Annotated in this window: 15 protein-coding genes; 6 read left to right on the plus strand and 9 right to left on the minus strand. The window is 61.1% G+C overall.

The window, feature by feature from the left end; translation table 11 throughout:
* Positions 1-3,097 (minus strand): cadherin-like domain-containing protein (locus ABAC460_RS39330; RefSeq protein WP_023454244.1); only part of this gene is annotated, 3,097 nt, incomplete at its 3' end.
* Between the two features lie 273 nt (positions 3,098-3,370).
* Between ABAC460_RS39330 and ABAC460_RS39335 the strand changes: the two genes are divergently transcribed.
* Positions 3,371-4,651: an O-antigen ligase family protein gene (locus ABAC460_RS39335; protein ID WP_023454246.1), complete on the plus strand. Its 1,281-nt coding sequence runs from the start codon at positions 3,371-3,373 to the stop codon at positions 4,649-4,651.
* A 105-nt stretch (positions 4,652-4,756) separates the two neighbouring features.
* Here ABAC460_RS39335 and ABAC460_RS39340 read toward each other — a convergent pair whose 3' ends face one another.
* Entirely contained in the window at positions 4,757-5,812 is a 1,056-nt protein-coding gene (locus ABAC460_RS39340) for a quinone-dependent dihydroorotate dehydrogenase (protein ID WP_023454247.1), read from the minus strand.
* Positions 5,812-6,300: a SixA phosphatase family protein gene (locus ABAC460_RS39345; RefSeq protein WP_023454248.1), complete on the minus strand. Its 489-nt coding sequence runs from the start codon at positions 6,298-6,300 to the stop codon at positions 5,812-5,814. Before ABAC460_RS39345 ends, ABAC460_RS39340 begins: the two co-directional genes overlap by 1 nt.
* 104 nt (positions 6,301-6,404) lie before the next feature.
* Here ABAC460_RS39345 and ABAC460_RS39350 point away from each other — a divergent pair, with 104 nt between their 5' ends.
* Positions 6,405-6,887, plus strand: a complete 483-nt coding sequence (locus ABAC460_RS39350) for a CAP domain-containing protein (protein ID WP_023454249.1) — start codon at positions 6,405-6,407, stop codon at positions 6,885-6,887.
* Here the strand turns inward: ABAC460_RS39350 and ABAC460_RS39355 are convergent.
* Positions 6,881-7,624, minus strand: coding sequence for a class I SAM-dependent methyltransferase (locus ABAC460_RS39355; protein WP_023454250.1), 744 nt, complete (start codon positions 7,622-7,624; stop codon positions 6,881-6,883). The two genes, ABAC460_RS39350 and ABAC460_RS39355, sit on opposite strands and share 7 nt — an antisense overlap.
* Before the next feature lie 72 nt (positions 7,625-7,696).
* Between ABAC460_RS39355 and gloB the strand changes: the two genes are divergently transcribed.
* Positions 7,697-8,449, plus strand: a complete 753-nt coding sequence (gloB, locus tag ABAC460_RS39360; protein ID WP_023454251.1) for a hydroxyacylglutathione hydrolase — start codon at positions 7,697-7,699, stop codon at positions 8,447-8,449.
* A gap of 82 nt (positions 8,450-8,531) precedes the next feature.
* On the opposite strand, the gene ABAC460_RS39365 is transcribed toward gloB, so the two are convergent.
* Entirely contained in the window at positions 8,532-9,260 is a 729-nt protein-coding gene (locus tag ABAC460_RS39365; protein ID WP_031237018.1) for a DUF4908 domain-containing protein, read from the minus strand.
* Between the two features lie 263 nt (positions 9,261-9,523).
* On the opposite strand from ABAC460_RS39365, the gene ABAC460_RS39370 reads away from it, so the two are divergent.
* Entirely contained in the window at positions 9,524-10,801 is a 1,278-nt protein-coding gene (locus ABAC460_RS39370; protein ID WP_023454253.1) for a serine hydrolase domain-containing protein, read from the plus strand.
* Positions 10,802-11,107: 306 nt separating this feature from the next.
* Here ABAC460_RS39370 and phbB read toward each other — a convergent pair whose 3' ends face one another.
* Positions 11,108-11,830 carry an acetoacetyl-CoA reductase gene (gene phbB / locus ABAC460_RS39375; protein ID WP_023454254.1) on the minus strand — a complete coding sequence of 241 codons (723 nt, stop codon included), beginning with the start codon at positions 11,828-11,830 and terminating at the stop codon, positions 11,108-11,110.
* A 25-nt stretch (positions 11,831-11,855) separates the two neighbouring features.
* Positions 11,856-13,034 carry an acetyl-CoA C-acetyltransferase gene (locus ABAC460_RS39380; RefSeq protein ID WP_023454255.1) on the minus strand — a complete coding sequence of 393 codons (1,179 nt, stop codon included), beginning with the start codon at positions 13,032-13,034 and terminating at the stop codon, positions 11,856-11,858.
* Between the two features lie 405 nt (positions 13,035-13,439).
* On the opposite strand from ABAC460_RS39380, the gene phaR reads away from it, so the two are divergent.
* Positions 13,440-14,072: a polyhydroxyalkanoate synthesis repressor PhaR gene (gene phaR / locus ABAC460_RS39385; RefSeq protein ID WP_023454256.1), complete on the plus strand. Its 633-nt coding sequence runs from the start codon at positions 13,440-13,442 to the stop codon at positions 14,070-14,072.
* Positions 14,073-14,253: 181 nt separating this feature from the next.
* Complete coding sequence (locus ABAC460_RS39390; protein WP_023454257.1) at positions 14,254-14,517, plus strand: hypothetical protein; 264 nt, start codon at positions 14,254-14,256, stop codon at positions 14,515-14,517.
* A 229-nt stretch (positions 14,518-14,746) separates the two neighbouring features.
* On the opposite strand, the gene ABAC460_RS39395 is transcribed toward ABAC460_RS39390, so the two are convergent.
* Together ABAC460_RS39395 and ABAC460_RS39400 are read right to left on the minus strand one after the other, a co-directional pair.
* Positions 14,747-15,265, minus strand: coding sequence for a hypothetical protein (locus ABAC460_RS39395; protein ID WP_023454259.1), 519 nt, complete (start codon positions 15,263-15,265; stop codon positions 14,747-14,749).
* 30 nt (positions 15,266-15,295) lie between these two features.
* A complete protein-coding gene (locus ABAC460_RS39400; RefSeq protein ID WP_031237020.1) occupies positions 15,296-16,033 on the minus strand; it encodes a glycosyltransferase family 2 protein in 738 nt (245 codons plus the stop codon).
* Positions 16,034-16,135: the final 102 nt, after the last annotated feature.

The raw sequence follows: 16,135 nt of genomic DNA on the forward strand, positions 1-16,135 counted from the left end.
CGCTGCCGCTCAGGTCGGTGCCGGTCCAGGTGACGACATAGCCGCCGCCGGTCAGGTGCGCCACGGACGACGAATTCTGCTCGCCGGCGGTGATGTTGTTGACCGCGCCCTGGGTCAGCGGATTGAAGGTGGTGGCCAGAAGGGCGGTGTCGCTCAGGATCCAGGTCTTCTGGTTGCCGGCCGTGGTGACGAAACCGTCGGTCACCGCGAAGGTGAAGGCAACCTTGCCGATGTAGCCCGTGGTCGGTGCGAAGCTGTAATTGCCATCGCCCAGATCCGTGACCGTGCCGTGGGTCGCCGTGACGGCGCCGCTGATGCTCAGTTCGTCGTTGTCAACGTCGGTGAAGCCATCCAGCAGGTCCGCTGCGGTGAAGGTATAGGCGGTGTTCAGCTTGCCCATGGCCAGGGTCGCCTGGGCTGTGGTCAGGACCGGAGGCCCGTCATTGACCGAGGTGAGGTTGAAGTTGCGGGTCTGGCCGGTGACATCGTTGACCCCGTCAGTGACCGTGTAGATGACGATGACCGAGCCGTGGTAGTTGGCGTCCGGCGTGAAGGTCCAGCCGCCGTCGGTGGCTTCAAAAGTGCCGTGGTTGGCGCTGATGGCCGAGACGGACAGGGTATTGCTCTCGACGTCAGAGAAGCCCTGCAGCAAGGTCGATTCCAGGATCACCTGGGTGGTGTCCTCAGTGCCATCAGCCACCGTGCCGGTAGGCGGGCCGGTCGGGGCGTCGTTGACGGCGCCCAGGCTAAAGGTGCGGGTGGCGGCGGTTGAGCCAGCTGGATCACTGTCATCCAGCACATTGTAGCTGAGGGTGACGGTGCCGTTATAGTCGGCGTCCGGTCTGATGGTCCAGGTGCCGTCTCCGTTATTGCTGACCTGGCCATGATCGGCCGTGACCGTCCCGACCGTAAGATCCGTATAGCCTTCGACGTCGTAATAGCCGTCGATCAGTTGCTCCAGCGTAACGTCATAGTCGGTATCTTCGGTGCCTGCGGTCAGGTCAGCCGGGCTTCCTGTCAGTTCCGGCGCGTCGTTGACGGCGGTCAGGGTAAAGGTGCGGGTGGCGGCAGTAGCGCCGGCCGGATCACTGGAATCGAATACCGTGTAGCTGAGGGTGACGGTGCCGTTATAGTCTTCGTCCGGCGTGATGAACCAGACGTCGTCTCCGAAGGTGGAGACCTCGCCATGGTTGGCCGTGATCGTACCGACTGTCAGTACCGTACCGTCTTCGACATCGGTATAGCCGTCCAGCAGTTGCGCCAGGGTGATCTCATAGTCGGTATCTTCGGTACCGGCGTCGAGCACCGCCGGCACAACGGTCAGGGCCGGCGCGTCGTTGACGGCAGCCAGGGTGAAGGTGCGCGTCAAGCCGGGGGTATCGTCATAACTGTCGGTGACCGTATAGGTCAGGGTGACCAGACCCTCATAATTCGCCTCCGGCGTAAAGGTCCAGCCACCTTCAGTTTCGGTCAGTTCACCGTGATCGGCCTCTATGGATTCGACAGATATTCCGTGATTTTCATAGTCCATCAGACCTTCGATAAGGGTCATGTTCGAGATGAACTGCGTCGTGTCCTCGGTCCCGTCATCGATGGTGCCCGTAGGCGTTCCCGAAGGCGCGTCATTGACTTCGGTGACCTCATAGACGGCAGATCCCTGGACCGTATCCGAACCATCGGAGATGACATAGGTCAGGTGAACGTCTCCGGTGAAGTAGACGGCATTCGTCAGCACTATGGTATAGACGCCCGCGCTGTGAGAGGCGGTGCCGATGACTTCGCCGTCATAGTCCTTGACGGTGATGGCGTGGTCGACAATCGACAGAACATCTTCATCGGCATCATTGGCATTGCCGAGCAGATCCGCCAGCGTAAAGGTGGCGTTGGTGCCCTCCTCCACACTGGTCAGCGTATCCTCGCCGCTGAAGGTCGGGGCCGAATTGGCCGAGAACAGCTTCTGGTAAATCCCGTTGCTGCCTGCGCCTTCGTCCTGTCCGTAGCTGGTCCAGGTCACGACATAGCCACCGTTCGCCGCCGCAGCGACGCTGGCATAGCCCTGATCTTCGGCGGTATAGGTGTTGACCAGAATTTCGTCACTTGTGGCGACACCGTCGCTATCGAAACGGCGCGAATAGATGGACGTATCGCTGCCCTCGGTTGAGGCGCGCGTCCAGACGATGACGAACCCGCCATCGCTCAAGGTGGCGATATCCGGAGCGAATTCAGCGCCGTCCCACGCTTCGCTGACAGTCACCGCCGTTCCCTGGAGCGTACCGGAACTGTTGAAACGGCTGCACACTATACTAGAATCGTTAGCAATATTGGAGACATAGGTGATCACGAAGCCGCCACCGGGCAGACCGGTCACCTGCGCGTAGGTCTGCTCCGTGGCTTCGCCAAGCGCCAGAGCGGTAACAGCGCCATTGGCGGCGCCGGAAGCGTCGGAACGCAGAAAGTAAACAAAAGTGCCCTCCCCCGGCACAGACGCATGCCAGGTCGTCACATAACCACCGTCACTTAGGGCCGCGACGCAAGGCGCGGAAGCTCCGTCTTCAAAACCGGAACTGACATAGATCTGATCGCCCTGGGCCACACCGGCGCTGTTGTAAACCCGGTTGTAAACAAACCCATCCTCCCAGGTGATGACATAGCCGCCGTTGGCAAGAGCGGTGATGCCCCTCACACTCTGGCCGGTCTCGATATCGGTGTTAACCACAAACTCGCCACCGACCTTGTCGCCATCTTCATCATAGCGCTGGGCAACGACGCCATATTCCTCGCCGTCCTGTACGTCAGCCGTCCAGGTGATGACAAACCCACCGTCGCTCAGGGCCGCGACGAACGGTTGGTACTGATGATATTGCACGGTTGTATTGGCGCGAGTTTCCACCCCTATGGCCGTACCGTTCGCTGCGAAGCGCTGGAAATATATGCCGTAGGTGTCGATCTCCTCATCGTCATTGTCGTCGTCGGCAAAGCTTTGCCAGGTAACGATATAGCTGCCGTCCGCGAGGTAGGTTACCGATGAATAGGACTGATCGCCGTCCGTGAAGGTATTGACGCGCGTCTCAGCCCCGGCCGTGTAAATCGCAACCATGTCGAACAACCCCTTGCAAATCTGCCTGGCACCTGCGGTTACCGGCTTTATCGATCGCAAGTTGGATGAAAATACTTATGAACTCCTTACTTTTTGGGTTTTCATTTACCATGCTTATGGAAAGGAAAGTCGCGGAGCCAAGGGCTGGCGGTGTTACGCCGGCCCTATGGGGTTTGGACAAACTTGGATCAAACCTGATCGTAACCGCGCCTGATTTGAACCTTATCTTGACGTTTTTCGCCTAGGGTTTCGACTTTCCTCAGGCTGCAAAACGTGCCGACACCTGCGACGATTCCGATATCAAGCCATAACCCGGCCGCGCCATCCGCGCAGCTGGAGGGCCTGGCGCTGTGGATCTTCCGCGCCGAAGCCGGGCTGACCATCTTCTGCTTCCTCATGCTGTCCAACGCTTTGGTCGGGCCCCTGTTCAATCCCACCCAAGGCGAGGAAGCCGGATTCCTGAGGCTGCTGTGGCTGCCGGTCTATGGTGTCGCCCTGTTGCTGTCGCTGCTGCGTTGGGACAAGTTCCTCAACATCCTGCCTGCCGTGTTCATGATCGGCGGGTTGATCCTGTTCTGTTTTGCTTCGAAATTCTGGTCGATCGAGCCCGGCATCACCACGCGGCGGACCATCGCCCTGTTCTTTACCTGCGTCTTCGGGCTGTATCTGGGCGCGCGCTGGCGTGGCTCGCATCTCACTGAATTGCTAGGAATCAGCTTCGCCATCCTGGCCATCGGCGCTCTGATCGCCTGCGTTGCAGCCCCCGGATTTGGCGTTCACCAAGACGTCAATGCCGGCCTGTGGAAGGGGTTGTGGTACGAAAAGAACCAGATGGCGGCTATGATGACCCTGGGTTTTATCGCCTGCACCACCACCGCCTATCAGGTGTCGGAACGACGCAAACTGTGGATCGGGTTTGCCCTGTTGATGTTTTTCCTGGTGTTGATGACCCGGTCCAAGACGTCGCTATTGGCCTGTATGCTGGTGGCGGGGGCGTTTCCGGTGTTTTTTGCGTTGAAGAAGGGGGGCGTGCTCAGCATCCTGTTCGTGTGGCTGGCCGCGACCGCGTCCTTGAGCGCGATGGCGCTGTATGTCATGGCGCCGGAGCTGATCTTCAAGGCGCTGGGTAAGGATCCGACCCTGACCGGACGGACCGAAATCTGGGAGTCGTTGGGACGTCTGTCGGACAAGCGGCCACTGCTGGGCTATGGCTACAAGGCGTTCTGGACGCCGGATTCGGTGCCGGCAGCCGTGGTGCGCCAAGAGACCAGCTGGGAGGTACCGTCGGCGCACAATGGCTGGCTGGATTTGCTGATCCAGCTTGGTTGGGTCGGGGTCATCCTGTTCGGCGCCTGCCTGGTGGCGTGCTTCTTCTGCGCGTTGTTCCGCTATGAGCGGGTCAAGGACGGGTTTTTCTCGGTGCTGATGCTGATGCTGTTCAGCTTCCTCATCCTGTCGGAGAGCTTTATCCTGTCGCAGAATTCGCTGGTGTGGGCGTTGTTTGTCTGCGCAATGGCAAGGTTGACGGCAAACGCACTGGAGAGCGAGCGGTAGGGGGAGCGAAGGCAGCGTCTTTGCGTAACGTCCTCTGAAGGCCGATCGCCCACGCTCCGCTCGGCTCTCGTCCTCTCCCCGCAAGCGGGGAGAGGTAAAATAAGATCAGCCCTTGCCTATGGCTTCGGACATGGTCGCAAAACCGTCCGCTTTCAGACGGGCCACCAAGTCGCGGCGGACAGCGTCGGCAAGGCCCGGCCCCTTGTACACCATGGCTGAATACAGCTGTACCAACGATGCGCCGGCGCGGATCTTGGCATAGGCCTCGGCGCCCGACGTGATACCGCCGGCGCCGATCAGCACCAGTTTACCGGCGGCGGCGGTCGCAGCCACTTTCAACGCCCGGGTCGACAGTTCAAACAGGGGTTTGCCCGACATGCCGCCCGCTTCCGAGGCAAACGAAGAGCGCAGGCCTTCGCGCGACAGGGTGGTGTTGGAGACGATCAGTCCCTCAAGCCCATGGTCCAGCGTCGCAGAGACCGTGTCTTCGACTTCGCTGTCGTCCAGGTCCGGCGCGATCTTGAGGAAGATCGGCATATTCTGCCCGGTGGCGCTCGCAAGGGCGCGGCGGGTCTCAGCAATACGGCCCAGAAGGTCGTCCAGGTGCGATCGCCCCTGCAAGGCGCGCAGGCCGGGCGTGTTGGGCGACGATATATTGATCGTAAAGTATGACCCCATGCCCCACAGGCGCTTCAGGCCCGTGACATAGTCCGCCATGCGATCGGTGGCGTCCTTGTTGGCACCGATGTTCAGACCGATGACGGCCTTATCCTTGGTGCCTTCGAGGTTGCGGGCATAGGCTTCCAGGCCGCCGTTGTTGAAGCCCATGCGGTTGATGACGGCTTCGTCCTCGGTCAGGCGGAATAGACGCGGCTTGGGGTTGCCGTCCTGCGGCAGGGGCGTGACCGTGCCGCATTCGACAAAGCCGAAACCGGCCCGCGCCATGGCCAGGGGCACTTCGGCATTCTTGTCGAAACCGGCGGCCAGACCGACGCAGTTGGGAAACCGTAGGGTTCCGCCGTCGTAGGGGACGTCGACCGCCAGCTGCGGCGTGCGCAGCGATGACACCGGCCCCAGACCCGCTTTCAACAGTTGAATGGTGACGGTGTGCGCCGTTTCCGGCTGCAGGATGTGAAGGGCACGGGTGGCGAGGCTGTACATCACTTCGCCAGGTAGATGCCGTCATAGATGGCGCGGCCGGCGGCATCGACTTCGAACACGGTGGCGGTTGCCGTCGGGTAGCCGCCGCGGACCTTTTCGATAATGTCGGCGCCGGCGGCGCCTTCGAACAGGTAGTCGGCGACCAGGGCCTGGACACCCGGATTGTGGCCGACCAGCAGGATGCAGTCGCCGTCGTTTTCGTGCTTTTCGAGGGCGCGGCGCATGGCGTCAGCCCCGGCATGGTAGAGGTCTTTCGAAACCAGGGCGTTGATCGTGCCGAACACGCCTTCGACCTGGGCGAAGGTGTCGCGCGTCCGTGCCGCCGCCGAGACCAGGGCGAAGTCCGGTTTCAGGCCATAGGCCTTCAGCGCCGTCGCCACCGAAGCGGCCTCTTCACGGCCGCGGCCGCTGAGGCGGCGGTCGAAATCCTCGCCCGAAGGCGCATCCTTTTCCGCCTTGGCATGGCGCATGATGATCAGGTGTTTCATGCCCTTCGCTATGGCGCAGAATCGTTTTCGCGGCAACCTGTCAATATCTGTAACTTGGATGTGCCCGCGAGGCGGCTATAGTTGCCGCAACAAGGGGATTATATATGAAAACCTGTATTCTGGCCGCCATCGTTCTGGCCACCGCAGCTCCCGCCTTTGCTTCCGACATGACGGACCAGATTCTGGCCGTCCATAACCGGGAACGCGCCGAGGTCGGGGTCGCGCCACTGGTGTGGAGCGACGAACTGGCCGATGGAGCCCAACAATGGGCCGATCACCTGGCCGGCAGCGGCAAGTTCGAACATTCGTCGACCGGCGACGGCGAGAATTTGTGGATGGGGACGACCGGCTATTACAGTTACAGCCAGATGGCGCAGGGATGGGCCGACGAAAAGGCGCTGTTCAAGTATGGCGCCTTTCCGGATCTCAGCACGGATGGAAACTGGGCCAGTGTCGGTCACTATACCCAGATGATCTGGAGCAATACGACCCAGGTCGGCTGCGCCAAGGGGACCGGCAGCGGTATGGATGTGCTGGTCTGCCGCTATCGCACGCCGGGGAATTACTGGGGGCAGAAGCCTTACTGAACGATTTCCCGCGAGGTCGGTACTGGCTGTTGGACGCCCAGGACGTCGCGCAGTTCCTGCAACAACGAGGGCTGGGCCTTGACCGTGTTGGCCACGAAAGGCTTGCGGCCGGCCTCCATCAGGATCAGCCCGCCCTTCAGCGGCCAGATGCGCGGCAGGATATTGTCCAGCGGCCCGGCCCAGCCCAGGAACGGCGCCATCGGCGGCGTGTAGAGGGCATAGCTCCAGGCCAGGGGCTCCAGCTCGGCGTCGCGCAGGGCGTTTTCGAGCTGCATACGGCTGTAGGGCTGACCGTAGCCGAACGGGGTCTTTTCGGCATGGGCCCAGAAACCGCCGCGGGCCGCCACGGCAATGATCAACCGGCCGGCAGGCGACAGCAGACGTGACGCTTCACACAGGAGACCATGCGGCGTTGACGATTCCTCCAGGGCGTGGATCATCAGGATGCGGTCAAACAGCGCCGTCGGAAACGGCAGGGCCTCTTCTTCGACCAGTGTAGCGCGGACCTTCAGGTCGGCCGGCCAGATTTCGGCACCCTGGGCCGCCGGCATGGCCTGCAACACGCGCCGCGCCTCTACGAAGCGGTCGAAATAGGGGCTGCAATAGCCTATACCCAGCACATCCAGTCCCCGCACATCCGGCCATGCCTCGTTCAGCTTGGCGGCGACCAGACGTTGCGCCACCGTCCCTTCCGGGGCGGCGTAAAAGCGGTTGAGCTCTTCGACCGAACGGCGCAAACGGGTTCCTTTTTGCTCGCAGTGTCCTACATATAGGACATCAGCGGACATAGTAGCAGGGAGGCGCGCAAAATGGGCCTGAAAATCGATATCTTTCCCTGCCTGAGCGACAATTACGGCTTCCTGGTGACCGATGAGGCCACCGGCATCACCGCCGCCATCGACACACCCGAAGCGTCACGGATCATTGCCCGCGTCGAGGAACGCGGCTTGCCGGGGCTGGACTTTATTCTCAACACCCATTGGCACCCCGATCACGGCGGTGGCAATGCCGAGGTTCAGGCACGCTTCGGCTGTCCGATTTATGGCGCGGAAGAGGTGCGCAAGCGTTGGCCGTTGGATCATGTGCTGAAGGACGGCGACGTCTTCATGCTGGGCGAGACACGGCTGGATGTGGTTGGTTTGGGCGGCCATACGCTGGGCGTCATCGGCTATTTCGATCGCGCCGGCGGCAATGCCTTTGTCAGCGACGTGATTTTCCCATTGGGGTGCGGACGGATGTTCGAAGGGACTCCGGAGCAGTATTGGGGCAGTTTGCTGCGGTTAGCGGAACTGCCCGACGACACGGTGTTGTACAGTGCGCACGAATATACGTTGGCGAATCTGCGGTTCGCCGAAAGCCTGGGTGTGGATGAAGTGTTGCAGGCACGTGGGGATAAGGTGCGGGCCAAGCGTGAACGTGGAGAGTTTACCGTGCCATCGACGGTTGCCGAGGAAAAGGCGACCAATCCTTTTTTGCGCTATCCGTTGATGGAAAAAGATTTTGCTGCGCAGGCGGCAAGATTCGGGGAGTTAAGAGCGGCGAAGGATGTGTTCAGGGGCTGATTGAGCAAAGATACCCCTCCACCCCTTCGGGGTCCCCCTCCCCACTTCGTAGGGAGGAGAAGCAAGTATCTCCTCGGCCAATTTAGCGCCGTTCGGCGACGGAATAGGTCGTCAGGATGATATTTACGATGCGCTTGGACGAGACATGACCACCCCAGGCGCCGCGCGAGGTATCCAGCTTCATGATCAGCACCCCGTCGGTCAGGGTCGCGCTGGGCGGACGGCCTTCGACGAACTGAACCGACTCGACGCCGGTCAGCCGTTGTTTTCCCTTACTCTGCAAGGCGACCTGAACCAGAGCGGACGAGGTCACGTCGGCCGCCTGGGCATAGAGGGCATCGGCACCCGGCGTCACATTGGGCGCTTCGAACGGCACCAGCCGCCCAAGGGCCTGGGAAACGCGCTTGCTGCCCTTGGCCAGGGTCTGCCACAGCAGGGCCGGCGACATGCGCGGCTGGCGGAAAGCATCGGCCTTGCCCGACAAGGCCACCGGATCACCGGTCGGGCGTTCGTCGGTGAACAGGATCATACCACCCCAGCGCGTCGATTTCAGCACCGGCTGGCCCATATCGTTCTTGTAGATCCGGTCGCCCTTGGCGCCCTGGGTCACCGACAGGCTCCACACCTCTGTGTCACCGTCGAAACGTAACAGCGGCTGGCGGCCGGATTCGTCGAGAATAAAGGCCTCACCGTCTTCGGATTCGAAGCGCGCCACCGTCTGGGCCGCCTCGGTCCGGCCGTCCTGGGACTTGCCGAACATCCGCTGCTGCAAGGATTGCCCATGCGCCGCCCCGGCGCCCACAAGGAGCATCAGGCATAGCAGGAGACGGCCAACAGGATTTACAGAGCGGGTGAGCATTGGCCGGATTGTTAGGTGGGGACTTGGGCGAATTTTAGACGCGGATTAAAATAAATTAAGGCAGCTTCGCCATGGCTAAGGAGTTGGAAAGGTTTGGCGGAATAGGCTGGACATTCTCCCCAATTCACGCCAGATTCGCCCGTAACGTGCGGGCGCGTTGGTGCTTCGAGTCGGCGGATTCGAGCAGAAGCCGCACTTTCGTTCGAGTACAGTTGATGACGCCAGACGACACTATCCCGCCGAAACTGAACCGCCGAGCCCTGCTGGCCGGCCTGACGGGAGCCGGTGTCGGCGCCCTGACCGTTGGCGGTCTCTATCTCTCCACGCAAAAGGCCGCCGTTGTCCAGGCCATCACGGCGAAGGCCGCGCCACCGCCGCTGAAAAGCTGGCCGACGCTGGATGCCCTGGGCGAGCAGATGGTCGCCGCCAAGCTGACGCCCGGCCTGTCGCTCAGTGTTATGCATGACGGCGTCATGTTCTATTCGCGCGGCTTCGGCGTGGCGCGGCTGGACAATAACGAAGCCGTCACGCCGCAGACCGGGTTCCGCATCGCTTCGATCACCAAGCACTTCGCCGCCTCGGCCATCCTGTTGCTGGCCGAAGCCGGCAAGCTGTCGATCGATGACTCGCTGGCGAAATATGTGCCGGAATATCCGCAGGCCGCCGACATCACCCTGCGCCAGATGATGAGCCACACCTCGGGGCTGAACGATTACATCAACGGCCAGAGCATGGTCATCCTGACCGAAGCGCAGCAGCGGGATTATTCGGCGCCCGAACTGATCGACATCATGAGCCGGCGCCGGCCAATTCTGCGCCATCAGCCGGGCCAGACCTGGGCCTACAGCAATACCGGTTTTACGTTGTTGGGGATCGTCGCCGAGCGGGTATCCGGGATGGCCCTGCCCGATTTCGTCGCCGAGCGCCTGGCCAAGCCGGCCGGGCTGACGCGGACTGCCATCGACCGGTCGTGCCACGAGATCAGCGGGTGTGCCGGCTACCGGCCGAACTATCGCGCCGAGCAGAAGTTCGACCTTATCCGGCCGATTTCACCGAGCTTTGCCGGCGGCGCAGGGGCCATTCGCTCGACCACCGAGGATCTGTGCCTGTGGCATCATGCCCTGATGGAGGGCAAGGTGATCAAGCCGGAGAGCCTGGCCGCCATGCTGAGCCCCGCGTTGTTGAAGGACGGCACGCCGGCGATCGAAAAACGCGGCAAGGACGAGATGAATTATGGGTTCGGGTTGGCGCTGGGCCATGAAGGGCCGATCCGGTTTGCTTCCCACGGCGGACGGATCAATGGCTTTACCGGCCATCTGAGGAGTTTTCCAGACCAGAAGGTTACGGTAGCGATCCTGTACAACAGCGACGGCGGCGGGGCTCCGGGTTTCCGGGCGGCCCAGCGCGGGTTGCGGGTGCAGTCGACGACCCTGGCGATGCAGGAACTGGGGATTGAGCCGGCCAAGACGGAGTCCGCGGACGGCGCGGGGTGAGGTCGGAGTTTCGGAAAGAAAGTCGCCCCACCACCACCCTTCGCCTCCGCTTCGCTATGGCTTCGGGTGGTCCCCCTCCCCACGCTAAGAGGCGCGGGGAGGTATCAGATTAAGGAAAGGGCGCGTACAGTTGGCACGCGCCCTTTCTTAAATTCTAATGGCACCACTTTAAGCGGTCATGAGCTGCCATGATGAGTCGAAAGGCGTTGGCTTTTGAGCACCCGCCGCGACGTGTACATCTCGTACACGAGCAAGGGCGCGGAAAAAGACGACGGCTTGCAGACCATCAGGGCGCGCTCAGGGCCCTTAAAGCATGTGTTGGCCGCCGTTGACGGCGATAGTGGCTCCGGTAATAAACGAAGCCATATCCGAGGCCAGGAAGGCGCAGATTTCGGCGACTTCTTCGGGCGTGCCCAGACGTCCCACCGGAATACCCGCCACGATCTTGTCCAGCACCGCCGGCGCAATGGCCGAGACCATTTCCGTCGAGGTATAGCCCGGCGCAACGCAGTTGACCGTGATGCCCTTGTTCGCCGATTCCATGGCCAGGGCCTTGGTGAAGCCGATCATGCCGGACTTGGCGGCCGAGTAGTTGGTCTGGCCGGCCTGGCCCTTCTGGCCGTTGATCGACGAGATGTTGATGATGCGGCCGTAGTTGCGCTCACGCATGCCTTCGATCACCTGGCGCGTCATGTTGAAGACGCTGTCCATATTGGTGTGGATGACCTGCTGCCACTGTTCCAGAGTCATCTTGTGGAAGAAGCCGTCGCGGGTGATGCCGGCATTGTTGACCAGGACCTCGATCGGGCCAAGTTCGGCTTCGACTTCCTGGACGGCGCGCTTGCAGTCATAGAAGTTGTCGACCGAACCCTTGACGATCATGACATTAAGCTCTTCGGCGACCTTGCGGGCGTTCTCTTCGTTACCGGCATAGCCGGCCGCAACCGTCAGGCCGGCATCCTTCAAACGCTTGACGATGGCCTTGCCGATGCCGCGTGTACCGCCGGTGACCAGTGCAACTCTTCCCATTTTTTTATCTCCCAACTAGAACAGATTACGCTTCGACCGCGAGGGCCACGCCCATGCCGCCGCCGATGCAGAGTGTGGCCAGGCCCTTGCCGCCGCCGCGACGCTGCAGTTCGTGCAGCAGGGTAACCAGGACCCGTGCGCCGGAAGCGCCGATCGGGTGGCCGATGGCGATGGCGCCGCCGTTGACATTGACCTTGCTCACATCCCAGCCCAGGTCGCGGTTGACCGAGATGGCCTGGGCGGCAAAAGCTTCGTTGGCTTCGATGACGTCCAGGTCGGAGATCGACCAGCCGGCCTTCTTCAGCGCGTTCTGGGTCGCCTGGATCGGACCGGTGCCCATGATGGCCGGATCGACGCCGGCGATACCAGCGGCCACGACGCGGGCCAGGACTTTAAGGCCACGGCGGTCGGCTTCGGCCTTCGACATCAGCACCACGGCGGCGGCGCCGTCGTTCAGGCCCGAAGCGTTGGCGGCGGTGACGGTGCCGTCCTTGCTGAAGGCCGGGCGCAGGCCCGAAATGCTGTCATAATTGACGCCGTGACGGATGAATTCGTCCTTGTCGACGACAACGTCGCCCTTGCGGCCCTTGATGGTGTAGGGGGCGATTTCGGCGTCGAACTTGCCACCCTTCTGGGCCGCTTCGGCCTTGTTCTGCGAAGCGACGGCGAACTCGTCCTGTTCCTGGCGGCTGATGCCGTACTTGGTGGCGATGTTCTCGGCCGTCGTGCCCATGTGGTAGTTGTTGAAGGCGTCCCACAGACCGTCCTTGATCATGGTGTCGACCAGGCCGAGGTCGCCCATCTTCTGGCCGGCACGGATATAGGCCGCGTGGGTCGACATCGACATGCTTTCCTGGCCGCCGGCAACGACGATGGCCGATTCGCCGAGCGCCACCTGCTGGGCGCCCAGGGCGACCGCACGCAGGCCTGAGCCGCAGATCTGATTCAGCGACCAGGCCGGAGCGTCATAGGGAACGCCGGCCTTCACCGAGGCCTGGCGGGCCGGGCCCTGGCCCTGGGCAGCCTGGAGCACCTGGCCCAGGATGACTTCGTTGACGTCGGACGCCTGCAGGCCGGCGCGTTCGACCGCGGCCTTGATGGCGTGGGCGCCCAGGTCGTGGGCGGGAATCGCGGCGAACGAACCGAGGAAGGAACCGACCGCGGTACGGGCGGCGGATACGATGACGACTTCATTGACAGACATGCGGAGAACTCCCTGGGGGCACGGCGGGGTTGGATGGGGGCGGCTTAAGACACCCCAGACGCGAAATCAAGTTTCCCGTTTCCCCGAAGCCTTGAACTGTGGTTTCCTATTGTAAGTCTTTTCGTGACAGACACTTGCCCGAAGTTGACGGCCGCGTCACCCCCTATCCACTGCCCCCCGATACCGTTTCAGTCAATTTTTTGTGCGCAGCATGTGCCGCAACATGATTTGCTGCGGCACAGAACATCGTTTTGCACTTAAACTCTTAAAATTATTGAATTTTTATTCATATTACGACACCTCTTTACGCATAAGCACAAAAGGGTTTATCGTGGTGCAAAATCAAGGCGGCAAAAGACCGCAAAATCCATGCAAAAACTCAGGTCAGCATTGGGAGTAAACGCAGTGAGTGAAACAAAACCCCGTAACAAACGTGGCGAGGGCGACCGCGTCATCATCAAGAAATACGCCAACCGACGGCTCTACAACACGGCGACCTCGTCCTATGTCACGCTCGACAACCTGTCGGACATGGTGCGCCAGGGCGTCGATTTCGTGGTCTTCGACGCCAAGACCGGCGACGATATCACCCGGTCGGTCCTGGCCCAGATCATCTTCGAAGAGGAAAGCCGCGGCCAGAACCTGCTGCCGATCCAGTTCCTGCGTCAGTTGATCAGCTTCTACGGCGACAGCATGCAGAACCTGCTGCCGACCTATCTCGAAATGTCCCTGGATGGCTTCGCCAAACAGCAGGAGCGTTTTCGTTCGCAGTTTTCCCAGGCCTTCGGCGGCACGCCGGCTCTGGGATATTTCGATGAGCAAGTGTCGCAAAACCTCGCCATGTTCGACCGCGCCATGCGGATGTTCTCGCCGTTCTCCTTCGCCAATGCGGCCGGCGGTTCAACAGTCGCGGCCACCGAGGGCCTGGATCCTGCGCCGGCAACTGCGCAGCGTTCCGATACCGACCAGGTCCGTGAACTGCGCGAGCAGATGGAAGCGATGAAGGCGCAGATAGACCAGCTCGCCAAAAAGAGCTGAGATACCGTATGAAAATCAATGAGGTTGGTCTGCAAAGGGCCGTTTTCTGCGCTTCCGGTGCTCACGTACTTGAGTACGCTCCGCTCCGGTTCTCGAAACCAGCCCTTTTCGACTCAACCTCACTGATTTTCAAAACGGTCTCAACGAGATTTCTTAGCTATTCTGAGGCATAGTGACGGGCATGAGCGATTCCAAATCCTCCCTGCCCGTCCCGTCCGGCCCGGTCATCGACCATGCCACCGGTAAGCCTGCGCGCAGGAAGCCGGCAACCGGTGTCGATGAGGGCACCTTTGCCGCCCAACTGCTGGGCGGTGGCGAGAAGCGCGGCCTGAAGGGCGGGCCCGAAACCCTGGAGCGGGCAAAAACGACCTATCTGAAGTCGGAATATTCCGGGTCGAACGACCGCCGCCCCCGCCCAGGCCGGGTCACAAAGACTGAAATTTAACCATAATTCTGACGGCACGGTCCTTGCAGATGGCTTGGCTCCTTCTGTGTGGAGTCGCGCGTGTCCCGTCCTGCCAAAGCCCCGTTTCTCGCCTCGCCGCGTTTCTGGACCCGCGCCTTCGATACGCTGGTCGTCGCCCTGATCTTTTCGGTGTTCGGCTGATCTGCCCGTAAAAACAAAACCCCGGCCTTGTGACCGGGGTTCCGTAAAAAGCACTGACATCCGGCCCTTAAGCCCCGAAGTCGATATCCTTCCGCGCCGAAATCGCGGTGACGATAAAGCCGGCAAGCACATCCATAAGGGTCATGGCGGTCAACAGGAAGAAGATCGAGGTTGCAAACGGCCGCAACAACAGGAACTCGACCAGACAAGCGATGAACAACACCATCGACAGTGAGTGGTTGATGATGGCCACCTTGTCCGACTTGGTCGACTTCAGCAACTCGAAGAACAGACAGATCAAGGCGCCCAGAAGGATGATGTCGCCCAGCGATACCGCCCACTTGGTGCCGCCGGCCGGCATGGGGATGCTGAACAATGGAGTCACCACCGACTCATACGCGGCGACTCCGGATTCGGCGCCGCTCCACATGGCGATGACCGCCAGGACATTATAGACGAGCCACGGTATAACCAGGAGCGGAAAGGCTGTAATCACGCTGATTTCCTTTTTTGATTTCGGGGCCGGTTCGTCGTACATGCCGATGGCAACTTCGCGTGCAGCGAGATCACGATGATCAATGGCCATGATGAGTCCCTCGTACCCCCGTCTGCAACCTTAACGCCCGGTTTCCGTCACCTTCCCCGGTTTGCGATAACGGCTGTTCAGCCATATTACACCGGGAAGGTCGGATAACGCCACTGCCAAACGGCCGAGATTGGTATATTTCGACTGACCTGTTGTACGTAAGCGATCATCCACCGGCTCCGACAGCACGCCATACCCCTCACGCGCGATAAGTGACGGCATGTAGCGGTGCATTTGATCGAAATAGGGGAGTCGCAAAAACACCTCGCGGCGGAAAGCCTTCAGTCCGCAGCCGGTATCGTCGCAACCGTCGTTCAAAAGCGCCTTGCGGATGCCGTTGGCCCAGCGTGATGCCCACTTCTTCGACAGCTTATCCTGGCGGTTGCGGCGGATTCCGGCGACCATGCCGATATCGGCCGGCGCCGCGCCCAGGACCTGGGTCATGCGCGCCGCATCCGCGGCCGGGTTCTGACCGTCGCCGTCCAGGGTGACGAGAATATTGCCCTGCGCCGCCATCACGCCCGTGCGAATGGCGCCGCTCTTGCCGACGTTCTTGCCATGGTGCAGCACCCGGATCTGGGGCAGGCCGGCCATGGCTTCGTTCAGCCGTGCCAGGGTGTGGTCGGAGCTCGAGTCGTCGACGAAGACGACCTCGAAACCGTCGGCACCGTAAACCTTTGAAAACTCCGCTACAATTTCCTCGGCGACTTGCACGCAGGCGCCTTCTTCATTATGAACGGGGACGATGACAGAGACGGATGGGGGCATATGCAGGGAATACTTAAGTCTTTGCGGCGGATAGGATTTTCATCCTGTCTTATCGTTTCCGCCTCCGTGCGTAAACAGCCATTTGCCCTCAATAGCCAACCG

This window comes from Asticcacaulis sp. AC460, assembly GCF_000495795.1.
In the GTDB taxonomy this organism is placed as follows: domain Bacteria; phylum Pseudomonadota; class Alphaproteobacteria; order Caulobacterales; family Caulobacteraceae; genus Asticcacaulis.